Annotated in this window: 15 protein-coding genes; 3 read left to right on the forward strand and 12 right to left on the reverse strand. The window is 39.2% G+C overall.

The features are described 5' to 3' along the window. Positions 1-11: 11 nt before the first annotated feature. The 7 genes from ABXZ36_RS11585 to ABXZ36_RS11615 all read right to left on the reverse strand — a co-directional run bounded on the left by ABXZ36_RS11585 (position 12) and on the right by ABXZ36_RS11615 (position 7984). Positions 12-467 (reverse strand): FixH family protein, encoded by a 456-nt coding sequence (locus ABXZ36_RS11585; RefSeq protein ID WP_354615807.1) that lies wholly within the window; start codon positions 465-467, stop codon positions 12-14. 27 nt (positions 468-494) lie between these two features. Then, positions 495-1904: a cytochrome c oxidase accessory protein CcoG gene (gene ccoG / locus ABXZ36_RS11590; protein ID WP_354615808.1), complete on the reverse strand. Its 1410-nt coding sequence runs from the start codon at positions 1902-1904 to the stop codon at positions 495-497. A 43-nt stretch (positions 1905-1947) separates the two neighbouring features. Continuing rightward, positions 1948-2898: a cbb3-type cytochrome c oxidase N-terminal domain-containing protein gene (locus ABXZ36_RS11595; protein ID WP_354615810.1), complete on the reverse strand. Its 951-nt coding sequence runs from the start codon at positions 2896-2898 to the stop codon at positions 1948-1950. Continuing rightward, positions 2895-3092 carry a CcoQ/FixQ family Cbb3-type cytochrome c oxidase assembly chaperone gene (locus ABXZ36_RS11600; RefSeq protein WP_354615812.1) on the reverse strand — a complete coding sequence of 66 codons (198 nt, stop codon included), beginning with the start codon at positions 3090-3092 and terminating at the stop codon, positions 2895-2897. The genes ABXZ36_RS11595 and ABXZ36_RS11600 overlap by 4 nt, the downstream gene beginning before the upstream one ends. Before the next feature lie 3 nt (positions 3093-3095). After that, positions 3096-5297 carry a cytochrome-c oxidase, cbb3-type subunit I gene (gene ccoN / locus ABXZ36_RS11605; RefSeq protein ID WP_354615814.1) on the reverse strand — a complete coding sequence of 734 codons (2202 nt, stop codon included), beginning with the start codon at positions 5295-5297 and terminating at the stop codon, positions 3096-3098. Positions 5298-5300: 3 nt separating this feature from the next. Then, positions 5301-5504 (reverse strand): cbb3-type cytochrome oxidase assembly protein CcoS, encoded by a 204-nt coding sequence (gene ccoS, locus ABXZ36_RS11610; RefSeq protein ID WP_354615816.1) that lies wholly within the window; start codon positions 5502-5504, stop codon positions 5301-5303. Positions 5505-5608: 104 nt separating this feature from the next. Continuing rightward, the gene (locus ABXZ36_RS11615; RefSeq protein ID WP_354615817.1) at positions 5609-7984 is read right to left on the reverse strand and encodes a heavy metal translocating P-type ATPase; all 2376 of its coding nucleotides are present in this window, start codon (positions 7982-7984) and stop codon (positions 5609-5611) included. A gap of 189 nt (positions 7985-8173) precedes the next feature. Here ABXZ36_RS11615 and ABXZ36_RS11620 point away from each other — a divergent pair, with 189 nt between their 5' ends. Further along, positions 8174-9076 (forward strand): universal stress protein, encoded by a 903-nt coding sequence (locus tag ABXZ36_RS11620; protein WP_354615819.1) that lies wholly within the window; start codon positions 8174-8176, stop codon positions 9074-9076. On the opposite strand, the gene ABXZ36_RS11625 is transcribed toward ABXZ36_RS11620, so the two are convergent. Beyond that, positions 9069-9296: a hypothetical protein gene (locus tag ABXZ36_RS11625; RefSeq protein WP_354615821.1), complete on the reverse strand. Its 228-nt coding sequence runs from the start codon at positions 9294-9296 to the stop codon at positions 9069-9071. The genes ABXZ36_RS11620 and ABXZ36_RS11625 overlap by 8 nt on opposite strands. Before the next feature lie 176 nt (positions 9297-9472). Between ABXZ36_RS11625 and ABXZ36_RS11630 the strand changes: the two genes are divergently transcribed. Further along, positions 9473-10750, forward strand: coding sequence for an NAD(P)/FAD-dependent oxidoreductase (locus ABXZ36_RS11630; RefSeq protein ID WP_354615823.1), 1278 nt, complete (start codon positions 9473-9475; stop codon positions 10748-10750). Between the two features lie 298 nt (positions 10751-11048). Then, entirely contained in the window at positions 11049-12206 is a 1158-nt protein-coding gene (locus tag ABXZ36_RS11635; RefSeq protein ID WP_354615824.1) for a homogentisate 1,2-dioxygenase, read from the forward strand. Here ABXZ36_RS11635 and hutG read toward each other — a convergent pair. From hutG to hutH, 4 genes are all read right to left on the reverse strand, one after another. Then, on the reverse strand, positions 12185-13282 hold the full coding sequence (gene hutG, locus ABXZ36_RS11640) for a formimidoylglutamase (RefSeq protein WP_354615826.1): 1098 nt from the start codon (positions 13280-13282) through the stop codon (positions 12185-12187). The two genes, ABXZ36_RS11635 and hutG, sit on opposite strands and share 22 nt — an antisense overlap. 240 nt (positions 13283-13522) lie before the next feature. After that, entirely contained in the window at positions 13523-15523 is a 2001-nt protein-coding gene (gene hutU, locus ABXZ36_RS11645; protein WP_354615828.1) for a urocanate hydratase, read from the reverse strand. 1 nt (position 15524) lies between these two features. Then, positions 15525-16781: an imidazolonepropionase gene (hutI, locus tag ABXZ36_RS11650; RefSeq protein ID WP_354615830.1), complete on the reverse strand. Its 1257-nt coding sequence runs from the start codon at positions 16779-16781 to the stop codon at positions 15525-15527. A 1-nt stretch (position 16782) separates the two neighbouring features. Beyond that, entirely contained in the window at positions 16783-18363 is a 1581-nt protein-coding gene (hutH, locus tag ABXZ36_RS11655) for a histidine ammonia-lyase (RefSeq protein ID WP_354615832.1), read from the reverse strand. Positions 18364-18427 lie beyond the last annotated feature (64 nt).

The raw sequence follows: 18427 nt of genomic DNA on the forward strand, positions 1-18427 counted from the left end.
TTCTGTGGTTGTTAATTTTTTATATAGGTTAGACTTTCCCTATGTAGGTAGGATTGATTGTCGTATTCCAAGGCAATTGTAATATCCCAACGACCATCCAACAAGCGTTTGTTAGGTATGAGCATATGAGAATTGGATGTGCTGATGGGTACATCAAAATCCAAGTTCTTGTTAGATGGTCTGTATAAGGACACGTTTCCTTTTATTTTCTGGGCTTCCATATTTTCTGGAAAAAGGATATCCCAACCATATGTAGTTTTCTCAATTCGGATCTTTGTGCTTAAATTATTTGCATTGCGTTCAGCATCCATTTTTTTTTGAAAATTCAATTCTTCTTTATAGTATCCTTCGGTCACCAAATCGTGATTGGAATTACTGTCCATCGTCATCCTGACTACAAAAAATAGGATAAAGCTTATAAAAGCAATAAAGGCTAAAACTATTCCTGTTCCCCAATTTATTTTCATGATTATAGTACTTTAAGATGATTCACATTATTTATACCTTCTAGGTGCCAAGAAGCCCGCTGTTGTAGATTCTATTAACTTTTTACCACTATAGACCCCTATTTTCAATTTATCCTTGTCCCCGCTCAATGCTTTATTGTTTATTTCAATAAATAACGTTCCTTCAGATAGTTGCTCGGCAGGGACACGAAAGTCTTGATTTCTAACTAACTTAATCTTGCCTTGATGTGACAATAATACAAAATGAACATTGGCTATATCTTTCGTGGTTTTATTCAATAATTTGTACGTGTAAACATTACTAATAACATTTCCTTCTTTATGTTCATAGAGCTGACCAGGTAGTCTGAGAATATTGGCCTCAAGATCATTCCTTAGAAATAGCATCCCAATCAAAACTCCCGTTAATATGATCAAAACGGCTGAGTATCCTTTAAGTCTTGGTGTAAACTTAAATTTTTCTTTCCGTTCTATATTGTTCTCGCTCGCATATCGGATAAGTCCTTTGGGAAGGTTTAATTTTTCCATGATATGGTCGCATTCATCTATGCAGGCCGTACAATTAACACACTCCAATTGGGTGCCATTGCGGATATCTATCCCCGTAGGGCATACATTTACGCATTGGAAACAATCAATACAATCTCCGTGGCCCAAAGCTTCTCTATCCTCGTTTTTTCTGAATTTCTTTCTCCCCTTTTCATTTTCTCCTCTTTTATGATCATAGGCAACAATAATGGATTGGTTGTCCAATAAAACGCCTTGCATACGTCCATAAGGGCATGCTATAATACAAACTTGTTCTCTAAACCAGACGAATACAAAATAGAAAACCATGGTAAAAATAGATAAGGAAATAAGTGTGCTAACATGCTTTAGCGGTCCGTCAATTATATATTGTAATAATGTATCGCTTCCAATCAGATAAGCTAAAAATACGTTGGCGATTATAAAGGAAATAATCAGGAACATTGTCCATTTTAAAACCCTTTTTCTAATTTTTTCTGCATTCCACGATTGTTTGTCTAGCTTAGTCTGTGCACCCCTATCCCCATCAATTAAAAACTCAATCCTACGGAATACCATCTCCATGAAAATGGTCTGGGGACATATCCAGCCGCAGAAAATACGGCCAAAAGCAACGGTAAAGAGCGCTACAAAAATAACACCCGTAATCATGGAGATGACGAACAAATGAAAATCTTGGGGCCAAAATGGAAAACTAAAAATATTGAACCTGCGTTCCAAAACATTAAACATCAAAAATTGATTCCCATTTATTTTTACAAATGGAGAAAGGACAAGAAACAACAAGAGGCCATAGCTCACCCATTTCCGATACGTATAGTATTTGCCATTGGGCTTTTTAGGAAAAACCCAAGCGCGCTTTCCTTCTTCATTAATGGTTCCTATTGAATCTCTAAAATTATCGTCCATAAGTCTATACTACAATTGCAAGTCCAGCAAACCCCAATAAATTTTAATTCAGTGCAACGCTTACCGTATCTGTTTCTTGTTCATTTCTTTCTTTTAGAATGTTTTTAATAGTAGGGTTGTTAACATCAATCCATAGTTCACCTTGGGCTTCTTTTGGATTGGCAGGAATTTTTCCTTCCATTGTCAGAACATAACTAGCAACTTGTGCCATCTCAATAGGTTTTAAGGTCTGTTTCCATGAAATCATCCCTTTTCCGTCCCTTCCACCTTCAGAAATGGTTTGGAAAATATTTTTAATACCTCCTCCTAAAATCCAATTAGGATCCGTTAAGTTGGGGCCAATACCACCTCCTCCATCTGCCATATGGCAGGCTACACAATTGCTTAGGAAAATAGCCTCGCCGGCTTTGAGATCTGATGCGTCTTCGAGAAACTCAACCGTATTGATATCCACTAGGTCTTTTGCATTCTTTTTATATTCGACTATGGCCAATTGGGCTTCTACTACTTCCATTTCATATTCCATATTTTGGTCAGCTCCATTGAACACGTGGTATCGTGCAAGATAAATTACCCCAAACACAATGGTCGCATAAAACATATATACCCACCATGGTGGCAAATCGTTGTCTAATTCCCTAATACCATCATAATTATGGTCTAAAATAATCTCACCTTCCTCTTCAATGGGTTTGTTTCCTGTAAGCTTTTGGTACCATTTTCTCGCCCATGTCCATTGCCATGTATTGGATTGGGTGGCCAAATAGCGCTCCTTGGCTTTTTCGGGTAGGGTTTGGAACATTACATTCTCTATAGATTGTACAATAAGCTCTATCGCTATTAATATCATCAATACCAGCAATAAAAAGAGCTGTGTTATGGGATATACGATAATGGCTAACTGATTTCCAGAATCTATTACGTACTCTATCAATCCAAAGATGATAAAGAATAGTAAGGGGATTCGAATCCACCAAGGGGACATATTTCTCATAGGGTTTGGTTATTTTGGTTGGTGTCTTCCTCTTCCAAGGGTATTCTGCTTACCTCTGTTATGTGCTCTTTGGAGGCTGTAAGAACCCACCAAAAAAGAATGGCAAAAAAAATAAAAAAGATAAGAAGCGATATCATAGGATAGGTGGCAACGCCATCTATGGTCTCCATGTAGTTTTTAACGAATTTTAGCATGGTCTATTGGTTTTGAGAAATGATTTCGTTGGTTTCTTTAATCTTAATATCGGTACCCAAACGTTGTAAGTAAGCAATGAGGGCTACGATTTCGCGATCTCGCATGTTTATAAAAGTCTCTCCGTTCTTCTGAGCTGAAACTTTATCTGCTTCATAATTGGAAGCGAAATCAGGATCAGAATATAGGTTGCGTTCAATTTTTAGAGCCTGATCATCCATGGATTTGGTGGCATTGGCAATGTCGGTGACAGTATATGGAACGCCAAGAGTAACCATGGCTTCCATTTTACCAGTTATATTAGATCTGTCCAACTCATTCCTAACCAGCCACTGATAGGCGGGCATAATAGAACCCGAAGAAGTGCTTTGAGGATCGTACATGTGGTTTAAATGCCAATTGTCGGAATATTTCCCGCCAATCCTAAGTAAATCAGGGCCTGTTCTTTTACTACCCCAAAGAAATGGATGGTCGTAAACAAATTCCCCAGCTTTGGCATATTCCCCATATCGCTCTACTTCACTTCTGAACGGACGAACCATTTGGGAGTGGCAGCCGACGCAGCCTTCGCGTATATATAGATCTCTACCTTCTAATTCCAAAGGGGTATAAGGTTTTACACTGGTGATTGTTGGAATGTTTGACTTCACCAAGATTGTAGGTACAATTTGTATGATTCCCCCAATTAATATGGCTACTGTGGCCAGGAGGGTCAATTGTACAGGTTTGCGCTCCAACCAGGTATGAAATGTTTCTCCAGCGATTCTTCTATTTAAAATTTTGGTCAGGGCAGGAGCTTCTGCCAATTCATCGGCTACTTCGGTTCCCTTTTTTATGGTAGCGACCATATTGTACACCATAACAATTGCTCCGATGATATAAAGACTGCCTCCAATGGCCCTCATCCAATACATGGGCATAATTTCATTTACTGTTTCTAGGAAATTTCCATAGGCAAGTGTTCCATCGGGATTAAACTCCTTCCACATGAGGGCTTGGGTAAACCCCGCCACATACATCGGAAGGGCATAAAGAATAATTCCTAAGGTACCTATCCAGAAATGAAAATTCGCCAAACTCTTAGAGTATAAGCTGGTCTTGAACATTTTGGGAACCAACCAGTAGATCATTCCAAAGGTTAAGAAACCATTCCAGGCCAATGCACCAACATGAACATGGGCAATAATCCAATCGCTAAAATGGGCTATGGCATTTACATTTTTAAGGGATAACATGGGTCCCTCAAAGGTGGCCATACCATATCCGGTAATGGCGACTACCATAAACTTCAAAGTTGCATCTGTCCTTACCTTGTCCCATGCTCCCCTGAGGGTTAATAATCCATTGATCATCCCACCCCAAGAAGGGGCAATTAACATAATGGAGAAGGCAACTCCTAAATTCTGCGCCCATTCGGGTAGTGTTGAGTATAGCAAATGGTGTGGTCCGGCCCAGATGTAGATAAAGATTAAGGACCAAAAATGGACAATGGATAACCTATATGAATAAACTGGCCTGTTGGCGGCCTTGGGAACAAAGTAATACATCAGTCCTAAAAAAGGGGTGGTCAGGAAAAAAGCCACGGCATTATGCCCATACCACCATTGCACCAAAGCATCTTGGACCCCAGCGTATACCGAATAACTTTTTAAACCACTAACAGGAAGTTCCAAGCTATTGAAAATATGCAAGACAGCTACGGTTACAAACGTTGCCAGGTAAAACCAAATGGCTACATAAAGGTGACGTTGTCTCCTTTTAATCATTGTACCTATGAGGTTTGCGCCAAAACCCACCCAAACCAAAGCAATAGCAATATCTATGGGCCATTCTAATTCGGCGTATTCCTTGGAAGTGGAATACCCTAAAGGCAAAGTGATGGCAGCGGCAACAATAATGACCTGCCAACCCCAAAAATTAAATTTACTCAAGGCATCACTGTACATTCTTGCCTTTAATAACCTTTGGGTAGAATAATAGACTCCTGCAAAAATGGCGTTTCCAATAAAGGCAAAGATGACTGCATTGGTGTGTAAAGGTCTTAACCTTCCAAAACTAAGCCAAGAGATACCATCTGTTACATTGGGAAACAAAAACATAAAAGCTAATAATAGTCCAACGGACATTCCCACTATACCCCAGAACAACGTGGCATAAATGAAATTTTTTACGATTTTGTTATCGTAATAAAACTGCTGTACTTCCATAATTTATTGATTATTCTCTTTTGGTTGATTCAATTTTTTAGTTTCTGGTAGAGGTGTAGTTTTTACCAATTCATCTTCAAAGAGCATGCGTACGGAAGGCGTATAGGTGTCGTCATATTGACCACTTTTAACTGAAAAAATAAATGCGGTAAAAAAAATTACCGCAACTACGATGCTAATAGTCAATAACACATATATAACACTCATACCTTTTTGATTTATGGTGTAAAACTAACTCTGCCGTAAGGGTCAGAAAATGACATTTATCAGGTTTCGCTTTTTTGTTTTTAGTATAGAAAGGTCCTAAGAATTCAGATTAATTTCCTTCCTATGGCATAGGTCGAAACGGTTGTAAAAGCTACGATGCTTATGGAGCTCAAAGGCATTAATATGGCTGCTATTACAGGTTCTAATTGCCCAGTGATCGCAAAAAATAGACCTATTACGTTATAGAGAAGCGACAGTACAAAACTCAACTTGATCACCATCATGGCTTTTTTTGATGCTTGAATATAGGAAGGTAATTGTTGAAATTTCGTGGCGTCCAAAATAGCGTCACAGGCTGGTGAAAACACATTAATATTTTCAGAAATTGCAATGCCCACATCACTTTGCGCCAAAGCTCCTGCATCATTGAGTCCGTCACCAACCATTAATACCGTTTTACTATTTTCTTGACAGGAGGCTATAAAGTGTAGTTTATCCTCTGGTTTTTGATTAAAATAGAGCGGAGTTCCCTTAGGGACTAATGCTTCTAAATTGGATTTTTCACCAGAATTATCACCTGACAGAATAGCAAGGTCCATGTTGTTTTGCATAGTGTTGAATACAACGGAAACCCCTTCCCTATAGTCATTTTGAAATATAAAACAGCCTTTATATTCATCGTTGGCACTAACATGTACTGCCGTATTTTGGCTTGTTGTTCCTTTAGTTTTGCCAACAAAGGTTGCCGATCCAATTTTTATTTGTCCGTCTTCTTTAGAACCCCTAATACCATAGCCTATATGTTCCTGATATTCATCCAACGTGATTATATCGTGCTCTGCTAGTAGGTCATAAAGTGCCCGACTCAACGGATGGTTGGAGGCTCGAAGCGTATTTTTTAGTAGTGATTCCTCAGATTGGGTTAGATCCATCCCTTCGTAGCTTACTGTACTCTTTTTAGCGGTGGTGATTGTTCCTGTCTTATCAAATATCGCCATATCCACCTGTGCTAGCCGCTCTATGGTCTGGGTGTCCTTGAGATAGAATTTTTTATTTCCAAAAATGCGGAGCATATTGCCCAGGGTAAACGGGGCCGCCAATGCGATAGCGCAAGGACAGGCAATAATGAGTACCGCAGTAAATACATTGATTAATTTATTACTGTCCATAAATAACCAAAATAGGGCCGAGGTGAATGCTATTGTTAGAACCCCTATAGTGAACCGTTTTCCAATACGATCTGTGAGTGTCCTAAAGCTATTAGTACGATCTTTTTGAAAAATGGCATTTCCCCATAATTGGGTAAGATAACTTTGGGGAACAGATTTTAACGCTTCCATTTCTATGGCGCCAGAGAGCTGTTTCCCTCCAGCATAAATTTTATCGCTGGGCTCTCTGTAAACAGTTGCCGATTCGCCGCTGACAAAACTATAATCTATCCTGGCATCTCCAATAAGTAGAAGTCCGTCTACAGGAATCAATTCTTCGTTTCTGATTAGTAAACGATCTCCTTTTTGGATATCATAAAGTTGTATAGTGTCTTCTGTGCCATCATTTAAAATCCGTGTGATGGCAATGGGGAAATAGGATTTATAGTCCCTTTCAAAGGAAAGAAAGGAATAGGTTTGCTGTTGAAAAAATTTACCCAATAACAGAAAGAAAACTAAGCCAGTTAAACTATCAAAAAATCCAGATCCCCAATCGAAAATAATTTCGATGGAACTTCTGATAAATAAAACAAAAATCCCCAACGCTATGGGGACATCTATATTCAATAATTTGGAATGTAACCCTTTGTAGGCCGATATGAAATAGTCTTGTGCAGCATAAAAAACAACCGGAAGGGAAAAAAAGAACATAAGCCAGCGGAAAAGAGGCTTGTACTGATCTATCCAAAACTCCCCAACTTCAAAATACTCTGGGAAAGAGAGGAACATTATATTGCCGAAAGCGAAACCGGCTACCCCCAATTTATAGATTAGGGTATAATCTGTCTTCTTTATTTTTTTGTCGTAATCTTCTAGGGATATATTGGGCTCATATCCAATTCTGCTCAGTAAAAGAACCAATTCCTTTAGGGTGATGGATTGCCAATTATAGCTTATGCGGATACTTTTTTTTGGAAAATCTACTTGTGAATTAAAAATGGACTTATGAAGTTTATCCAGGTTTTCGAGAATCCATATACATGAACTACAATGGATGTTGGGAATATAGAGAGAAATGATTTGTATTTCGTCATCTTGGAACTCCACTAATTTATTGGTGATGGCTTTAGACGAAAGAAAATCGTATTTGCCTTCAGTAACTTTTGGAGAGGTCCCTGCAGCGGTTTGTAGGTCATAATAATAGGAGAGATCATTACATGAAAATATCTCATAGACCGCACGGCAACCTTGGCAACAGAAGTTTTTTCTATCGTATATAATGCCACCTTCAGTACACTCGTTCCCACAATGGTAACACTTATTTTTAACCATATTTCTGCTAGTTTTCCCCGATACAAAATTGAAGTCCTACCCCCTTTTAAAATATGATATCTGTCAGTTTTATTTCGATAATGGAACTTTCTTAAAACCTGATGAATGTCATAGTTTCAATTTAGGTCTTCCTTTAATTTTGATCTATCCGTTGAAAAATTAAACCCAAGGAATTTTAACTGTTATACTTTGAAGAAAATAGTAATAGCTACCGATTTTTCTGAAGACGCTTGGAATGCGACTAAATACGCCATTGAATTGTATAAGGATACGGATTGTATGTTCTATTTATTGAATACATATACCCCTGCAAAAGTTTCAGGTAGTTTTATGGCCGAGGCTCTGGAAGGGCATGACTTGGAAGATGTTATCCAAACAAATTCGGAGAATGGATTAAAGAAGGTAGTAGAGAGGATAAATGAAACTTTTCAGTATCCAAACCATAGGTATATGACCATTTCTTCCTTTAATTTATTGGTTGATAAGGTCAAGGCGATTGTCAATCAGGAAAAGATAGATCTAATAGTAACTGGCGCAAAGGGTGCTACTGGACTGGAAGAAGTATTTATGGGAAGTAATACGGTGCGAATCATTAAATGCATTAAAAATTGTCCTGTGCTTGCCATTCCAAAGGATTTCCACTTTTCAACACTTTCTGAAATTGCCTTTGCCACAGATTTCAACCGGTTCTATACAATTTCGGAGTTGTTCCCCCTTTTAGAAATGGCAAAAGCTTTTAAAGCAAGCATACGCATTGTTCATGTTCAATATAAAATAAATGAATTGACAGAAATACAACAATTCAATTTAGATATGCTCAGCAAATATTTAAGTGAAGTAGAGCATAGTATACATACAGTCACAGAATTAAACTCTGTTTCTAAAACATTGGAGGCTTTTTCGGACGATTTGGACATACATTTATTGGCCATGCTCAATTACCAACACAGCCTTATGGAAAATCTAACTAAAGAACCCATTGTAAATCGATTGGTTTTTCATTCTCACGTGCCTTTACTTGTAATCCCCGAATTGGGAATGGGTGCTTCATCGGGATCCAAAAAACATTCAGAAATTCACTTTTCTAGTTAGATTCTTTTCCTATGGGATGGTCCTCATAGAAATCTTCAAATGTCTTATCGGTTTTATAGTCGTCCACCAATACTCTATATACCATGTAAATCAGCAGGGCTTGGCCCAAAACGGTTAGGTAAAATACCCAGCTAAAAGGGAAATTCATGACTGCTATTACCGTTAATAATGCAAGCAAACCAGTTGTTATGGCTACTATACCAATTGCGGAGATCTTCATCTTTTTTTTATAAGGTACTAATTATCAAAATTTTAAGGCGTTAATAAAGTATTAAATTTATCAAGCTATCAGCGATTTTGACACGTTTACCGTGTTAATAGCTTTTATTTTTATACATCCCTTAAAATATTCTTTGATTGTAATAGTTTCAGTAAATTTATAAGAAAATAGATGCTATGAACCTTCCTGATATTGGTAAAAAAAGAATTGTAATCATTGGTGCTGGATTTGGAGGAATATCCTTAGCTAAAAAACTTAAAAATTTGGATGTGCAAGTCGTGGTCATCGATAAACACAACTACCATACTTTTCAACCCCTATTGTATCAGGTGTCCACTAGTGGACTAGAACCAGATTCCATTGCTTATCCTATTCGTAAAATTTTAAAGGGGCTTAATAATTTTTATTTTCGATTGGCAACCGTGCAGAAGATCAATGTGGAGAAGAAGGAGGTGGTCACCGATATCGGGAATCTTACTTTTGATTACTTGGTGATTGCCACGGGAACCAAGACTAATTTTTTTGGAAATACGAGTATCCAGGAACACGCCATGCCCATGAAAAGTGTACCTCAAGCCTTAAACATACGCAGTCTCATGCTACAAAATTTTGAATTGGCAGATGATGCCGTAACAGAGGAGGAACGAAAAATGTTGATGAACTTTTGCATAGTTGGTGGTGGACCAACAGGTGTTGAGTTATCAGGGGCGTTTGCAGAACTCAAAAAAAATGTGTTTCCTAAGGACTATAAACATCTTAACGTAGAACATATGGAAATTCATTTGTTCGAGGGTGCAGATAGAGTATTATCTCCCATGAGCGAAAAAGCATCAAAAAAAGCAACCCAATTTTTGGAGGAATTGGGAGTGAACCTTCATTTAAATACCATTGTGAAGGATTATGACGGGGAGAACATGACCTTGAGCAATGGAGAGGTGATGAAAACGAAAAATTTTATTTGGACTGCTGGCGTAACAGGAGCTTCCTTGGAAGGTTTTTCCAGTGATACTTTAGTAGAGCGGGTAAACAGATATAAGGTAAATGCCTTTAATCAAATAGAAGACTATGAGCATATTTTTGCTATTGGCGATATTGCTTTTATGAGTTCCAATACATATCCTAAAGGGCATCCCCAAGTGGCGCAGCCTGCTATTCAGCAGGGGGGACATTTGGCTAAAAATTTCGATAGACTCTTAGCTGGGAAAACTATGGAACCATTTTCATATTTTGATAAAGGTAGTATGGCTACAGTGGGGCGTAATAGGGCAGTAGTAGATCTTCATAAATTAAGTTTCGGAGGATTCTTGGCTTGGTTTATTTGGATGTTCGTGCATCTTATGGCGTTGGTGGGCTTTAGAAACAAGGTGATTGTTTTTTTTAATTGGGCGTATAACTATATCAATTATGATAAGGCGGCACGATTAATTGTACGGCCATATTCCAATAAAAAATAAGGGTTTTTATATCTAGAAATTCAAAATAGGAGGTAGGTGTAGTCGTCATATTGAATTCCTTTCCTATCTTTGTGAGGTTGTGTTGTGTCTCTTTTGAGACCAAGGTTGTGTAAGCCGAATTGTTGTTCGGTCCAACCAATGAAAGGCTTTCCTATATGGGAGGCTTTTTTTGTTTAATGAACATGGGTACATTCCAAATGTTTACGAGTCCCTTAAAAACTGCTGATTTGGGGATTAATATTTTACAAAATCTTTATTTTATCGTATTTTTACTGAGGATATTATAAAGAAAAATCGAATGCCACTTTATCATAAATTAGGTAAAATACCCCACAAAAGACACACCATTTTTAAAAAGGAAGACGGCACCTTGCATTACGAACAACTGTTTGGAACAGTAGGATTTGATGGCATGTCTTCCCTGATGTATCATTTGCAGAGGCCAACCATGGTCAAGGAAGTGGGAAAAAGTGTTGATATGAGACCCAAGGCCGCTGTAGAACACAATATAAAATCCAGATTGTTAAAAGGGTTTCAGGTTAGGCCAGAAAATGATTTTCTAGAGAGCAGGAAAGTTGTCCTTTTCAATAATGATGTGCACGTAAGTCTTGCCGCTCCGAAAAAGTCCATGACGGATTATTTTTATAAGAATACCGATGCCGATGAGATGCTTTTCATCCATAAAGGCACAGGAACTTTAAAGACCATGTTAGGGGAAATTCCCTTTGAATATGGAGATTATATCATTATCCCTAGGGGAATGATTTATCAGATATCATTTGATGCCGAAGACAACCGATTGTTAATTGCAGAATCCTACCACCCCATTTATACCCCAAAACGTTATAGAAACTGGTTTGGTCAGCATTTGGAGCATTCTCCTTTTTGTGAACGCGATTTTAAATTACCACAAGATTTAAAGGCTCATGACGAATGGGGCGATTTTGTAATAAAAGTAAAAAAGCAAGGGCAGCTGCACCATTTAACCTATGCCTCCCATCCTTTTGATGTAGTTGGTTGGGACGGGTATAATTATCCTTATGCGTTTTCCATACATGATTTTGAGCCCATAACAGGTAGGGTACATCAACCGCCTCCAGTACATCAGACTTTTGAGACAAGTGCGTTTGTAGTATGCTCGTTCTGCCCAAGAATGTACGACTATCATCCGCAATCTATTCCTGCACCCTATAATCACAGTAATATAGATTCTGATGAGGTCCTCTACTATGTGGATGGGGATTTCATGAGCAGAAATAATATTGACAAAGGGTATATCTCCTTACACCCTGCCGGTATTCCGCACGGACCGCACCCCGGAGCCTATGAGCGTAGTATTGGACATACCAAAACTGAAGAGTTGGCGGTAATGATAGATACTTTTAAGCCGTTACAGCTTACACAGACCGCTTTGGATATTGATGATGGAACCTATTACCAGTCTTGGCTGGAGTAGTCCAAACGGTGAATAATAAAATGAACTAATCCAGCTGCTAATTTGGCTGTTTGGTGATCTTTATCAAAGCTTGGATTGAGCTCAGCTACATCCAAGCTTATTAATTTATTAGAGTCAATAATTATTTTTAATACTTCCATTACGATATCAGGAGCGAAACCCAGTGGGGATGGAGCACTGACCCCTGGAGCATAGGCCGATGAAAACCCGTCTAAATCTATAGTTGTGTAAATAACATCTACTTCCTTAATGAAGTGCTGAATGATCTTAAGGTTATGGGCCAAATAGTGCATGTTAAAATGCTCATTTTCTACAAATATGACTTCCCGGTTTTCGGCGGTTTCAAAAAGAAGCTTACTATTAGCATCCTTTCTGACGCCCAAACACATGTAACGGAAGGCTGTACCCTCTGCTTCACATTCTTTTGCTATTTGATAAAAGGGTGTACCAGAATTAGCTCCATCTTCGTCGGAGCGTAGATCAAAATGGGCGTCAAAATTTATAATTCCAATGGTTTTATTTTCTCTATCAGATTTTAAATGTTCTTTAATACCATTATAATGGGCATAGGCTATATCATGACCGCCACCCAGAAGTATTGGAAAAAAACCATTGGTTAATAAATCTGTTACGTTACGCGTTAAACATGCTTGGGATTTTTCTAAATCTTCATCTTCGCAACGTATATTTCCAGCATCATAAATGGAAAGGGTCTCAGACAAGTGTTCGGGTTGTTTTGCCAAATGCCTTCTAATCGCTTCTGGACCTTGACTTGCACCAATTCTTCCTTGGTTTCTTTTTACCCCTTCATCACATGCGTACCCCAAGAAAGCGACATTGGACTTTTGTCCCTGTATCTCGGAAATAGCCTCCATATCAATAAATTGTACCTTCTGATGAAAATATAAGTTTTGGTCCGACTCACGGCCGGTCCAGAGTTCTTGATTTGTGGTTTGGTATCGCTTCATAACGTAATTAAATAGTTTGTCTGAAAATTTGTCTTCTAGAAAATTAGGCAATGTCTCCTTTAATTCTGTTATAAGTGCCATTTCCCGTTCCTTGGTAATTGCTTTCATTGAAAATAGAACGATTTAAATGGCCTAATTTCATTACTTCTTAAATGGTTAATAATTGAATAAATATTATTTACAGAAACGTATAAAGATTATGGGCACTTTTAAGAATAAAATTACATCTCCAAAAGATAAATCCAAAATAATCCTATTTTTTTTATTTTGAAAGTGTGTTGAGTCCTTAAAGTAATTTAAGTTTCTTGAAAAGAACATTCTTTGTAATCTTATGATTAGTGTTTTATTCTAAAATAAATCTTCTAACAATTCATCCTCCACCAGATTGGGAAGGGTAACTTTCAAGTTGGGTGTTCTGTCCATCTCACGTTGTATGGCAAACAAGGCTTCCTTATTCCTGGCCCAGCTTCTCCTAGAAATACCGTTATTCACATCATAGAACAGCATATTTTTTAGTTTCTTGGAGGCTTCTTCTGAACCATCCAGCACCATGCCGAAGCCGCCATTAATGACCTCTCCCCAGCCAACACCACCGCCATTGTGAATGGATACCCAGGTAGCTCCCCTAAAACTATCCCCTATCACATTATGGATGGCCATATCGGCCGTGAACTTACTGCCATCATAAATATTACTGGTCTCCCTAAAGGGCGAATCTGTACCACTGACATCATGGTGGTCCCTACCTATAACAATCGGGGCAGTAATTTCTTTTGATTTAATAGCTTGGTTGAGTGCTTCTGCGATCTTAGCACGACCTTCCGCATCTGCATATAAGATGCGTGCTTGTGACCCTACTACCAGTCTATTGGATTCTGCTTCACGAATCCATTTGATATTATCGGCCATTTGCTGTTGGATTTCTGCAGGTGCAGTTTTTTTTATCTCTTCCATCACTTTAAGTGCTATAACATCTGTCTTCCTTAAATCTTTAGGATCACCAGACGTACATACCCACCTAAACGGGCCAAAGCCATAATCAAAGCACATAGGCCCCAAAATATCCTGAACATAGGAAGGATATCTAAAGTCGATGTTGTTGTCGGCCATAACATCTGCGCCGGCACGGGAAGCCTCCAAAAGAAAGGCATTGCCGTAGTCAAAGAAATAAGTGCCTTTTGCAGTGTGCTTGTTAATAGCAGTGATTTGTCTTCTCAAGGATTCCTGCACCTTTTCTTTAAACACCTCTGGTTTAGTGCTCATCAGGGTATTTGCTTCTTCAAAACTTAATCCAACTGGATAATAGCCGCCGGACCACGGATTGTGCAGGGAAGTTTGGTCCGACCCCAAATGTATGAACACTTCCTCCTTATAAAACTTTTCCCAAACATCCACGATGTTACCAATAAAGGCAATGGATACTACCTCTTGTTGTTGAATGGCTTGTTGTACCCTTTTGGTCAATTGATCCAGATCTTTTATAAGTTCATCAACCCATCCCTGATTATGTCTTTTGGTAGCGGCAGCTGGATTTATTTCTGCACATACTGTAATACATCCGGCTATATTTCCCGCTTTTGGTTGTGCACCGCTCATGCCACCCAATCCGGCTGTTAAAAATATTTTTCCATTGGAGTTTTCACCCACTTTCAAAACCTTTCTAAAAGCATTCATCACTGTAATGGCTGTACCGTGCACAATTCCTTGTGGACCAATATACATATAGGAGCCTGCGGTCATTTGACCGTATTGGGTAACGCCTAGGGCATTATATTTTTCCCAATCGTCGGGCTTGGAATAGTTAGGGATCATCATGCCATTCGTAACCACTACACGGGGTGCTTCTTTTGAGGATGGGAACAACCCCATAGGATGCCCGGAATAGATATGCAAAGTCTGCTCTTCGGTCATGGTGGCCAAGTATTTCATGGTGAGCAGGTATTGGGCCCAATTCTGAAAAACGGCTCCATTGCCCCCATAGGTAATCAATTCCTCAGGGTGTTGAGCCACTGCCGGATCCAGATTATTTTGGATCATGAGCATTATGGCTGCTGCTTGGTATGTTTGAGCAGGATAGTCGTTTATAGGTCTTGCATAGAGCTCGTAATCTGGTGTAAACCTGTGCATATAAATTCTACCGTAGTCCTGTAGTTCCTTGGCAAATTCAACGGATAAGATTTTATGCCAAACAGAGGGGAAATACCGAAGGGCATTTCGTATCGCCAGTTTTTTTTCCTCTAAGGATAGGATGTCCTTTCTTTTTGGAGCCCGGGACGCTGTTGAAGGTATTGTTTTGGTTGGTGGTAAATCGGAAGGAATACCTTGAAGTATCTGTGCTTTAAAATTCATCTTACTTTTTCTTTTGGTCTATAACTAGGTTACCCTTTTTCCATACGTTATTGGGTTTTAGGGAGCCTTGTTGGTAGAGTATTTCCTTATAGTCAGTGGTAGGGAAGGAGATGAAGTCGGCCAAGTGACCTTTATCCAATTTTCCCCTATCTTTTAAGTTTAAGGCCAAGGCAGCCCTAAAGGTTATTCCTGCCAATACTTCGGCATTTGAAAGTTTTTGAAAGGTTCCCAAAATGGCTGCTTGGGTCAATAAATCTCCCATTGGTGCAGAACCCGGATTCCAATCACTCGCAATAGCCAATGCCCCACCGGCATCTAAAAATTCACGGGCAGGGGTAAAGGCACATCCCAATCCAAGGGTTGCTCCTGGTAATGCAGTGGCAATGACATTGCTCTTTGCTAAAGCCTCTATTTCTTTGGTGGTGCTCGCTTCCAAATGGTCAGCGCTAACGGCATCAAAGGCGATGGCCACCGCACTTCCTGATGTGGAAAACTGGTCAGCATGTACCGTAATATCAAAACCCATGGCTTTTGCTTTGGTAAAATAAGGGGCTATATCCTCTTTGGAATAGGCACTTTCCTCAATAAAAGCATCTATTCTATTACAAAGTTGTTCTGCCTTTAATTTTGGAAAGAGTTGGGAACTTATTTCTTCTAAATAGTCTGTGGCAGTTCCCGAATAATCTATAGGGACCATATGTGCTGCCAAGCATGTTGGGATAAGATCAACATATAGTTCTTGATTTGCTTCTTTAATGGCATAGAGCATTTTTAACTCTTCATTTACAGAAAGCCCATAACCGCTTTTCACTTCAATGGTCGTGATGCCATTGTTCAGATGTCTATTGGCCCTTTGTATAATAAGAGCAATCAATTGGTCCTTCGTAGCTTTCCTAGTCTGGGTTACTGTATCCCAAATCCCACCTCCGCTTTTGGCTATTTCCAAATAAGATTTTCCTGCATTGCGCATTGCGTAATCATGGGCTCTTGTGCCTCCAAAACAAATATGGGTATGGGCGTCAACAAAGCCGGGTAGACAAACATCGCTGCCGTCTAAGGTGGTAATCTTTGCGCCTAATTCTTTTGCTGCAAGGAGCATTTCGTTGAATTTCCCAAGGGAATGTATTCTGTCGTTTTCAATGAGGATACCACCATTGTCTATGACTAATAGGGCTTCATCGGGAATAGCCCCTTTGAGGTTTAAATTGGTCATTGGAAGGATTTGGGCAAAAGGCCCTATAAGTTGGTACGTATGCATACTAGTAGTTTTCAAATTCTTGAGAATACGGGGTAGAAAGATCTAGTTTCTCCCGTTTACTCATTCTGTCTATTACTTTAATGATAGTTTGATCTTTGATCATTTCTATTCCTGCTTCAATATCGTTGGCAAATACCCTGTCCTTATCTGCAAAAGCGACTTTGGTCCGTATTTTCTTATGGATTTCATCCAATAAGATACCAGATTTCATCGGTTTACGAAATTCAAAGGCCTGGGCAGCCGTTAATAGTTCTATGGCCAAGATCTTCTCTACATTTCCTAATACCTGTAAGGCTTTCCTTCCGCTGATAGATCCCATGCTTACATGGTCTTCCTGGCCTAATGATGTAGGGATGCTATCTGCGCTGGATGGAAAACACAATCCCTTATTCTCACTCGCTAAGGCTGCGGTGGTATATTGTAAGATCATATACCCTGAATTGATCCCTGTATCCTTCATTAATAATTTAGGTACCCCTGGACTATTCCCTTCCAAGGCCAAATAGATCCTTCTATCGGAGATGTTGCCAATTTCGGAAGCAGCCAAACATGCATAATCCAAAGCCATGGCCAAAGGCTGCCCATGAAAATTTCCGCCACTAATGGTCAGTTCCTCGTCAATGATGATAGGGTTGTCGGTCACCGAATTTAATTCGATCTCCAATAGTTCTTTTAAATGCAGCCAAGCATTTCTGGAGGCACCATGAACTTGTGGCATACAGCGTAAAGAATATGGATCTTGAACCCGGTCACAATCAATATGGTCTTCCATGATCTCTGAACCTTCCAAAAAAGATTTTATTCTTGTAGCCACGTGAATATTGCCCTTAAATGGTCTCAGGGCATGCAGTTCTTTATAAAAAGGTTTTATAGAGCCCTGAAGTCCTTCTATCATCATGGCGCCAATGATATCTGCCTGTGAAAGACAACTGTGCAGTTTTTCGACCACCTTTACGGCATGGGCAGCAATAAACTGTGTGCCATTGATCAAGGCCAAGCCTTCTTTAGGACCTAGCTCCAATGCTTTTAAGCCCGATTTTTTAAAAAGCTTTTTAGTGGTGATTTCTTCATTTTTGTATATCACTTTTCCAAGACCTATAAGCGGAAGAAATAAATGGGAAAGCGGGGCAAGGTCTCCAGAGGCTCCAACAGATCCCTGGGAAGGGACCACAGGAATGGCATCATTATCTATATGCCATAAAATTCGATCCAAGGTTGTTTCCGCAATCCCAGAATAGCCTTTGGCCAACGAGTGGACTTTGAGAATCAGCATTAATTTGGCTATTTCAGAGGCGATGGGAGTTCCCACCCCAACACTATGGCTCTGTAGGATGTTGGTCTGTAAGATCTTGGTTTCGGTCTTGGATATTTTTGTGGTGCACAAAGGTCCAAAACCTGTATTGATCCCATAAACGGCATGTCCTTTTTCAACGATGTTTGCCACAATGGTGCTACTTTGATTAATTTTTTTCCTGCTATGGGCAGAAATAGTGCCTTGGGTTTTGTTATTGGCAATTGCCAGTGCAATGCTCGCTGAGAGGTAGTCTTCTCCAAATAAAAATGTTTTGGGTACAGGAATCATGGATTACAATTTTAATACTTTAAAATTATTGATTAAGTTTGATAATTACCAATACCATTTTGGT

Origin of the sequence: Sediminicola arcticus (assembly GCF_040566695.1) — a bacterium.
Taxonomy (GTDB): domain Bacteria; phylum Bacteroidota; class Bacteroidia; order Flavobacteriales; family Flavobacteriaceae; genus Sediminicola; species Sediminicola arcticus.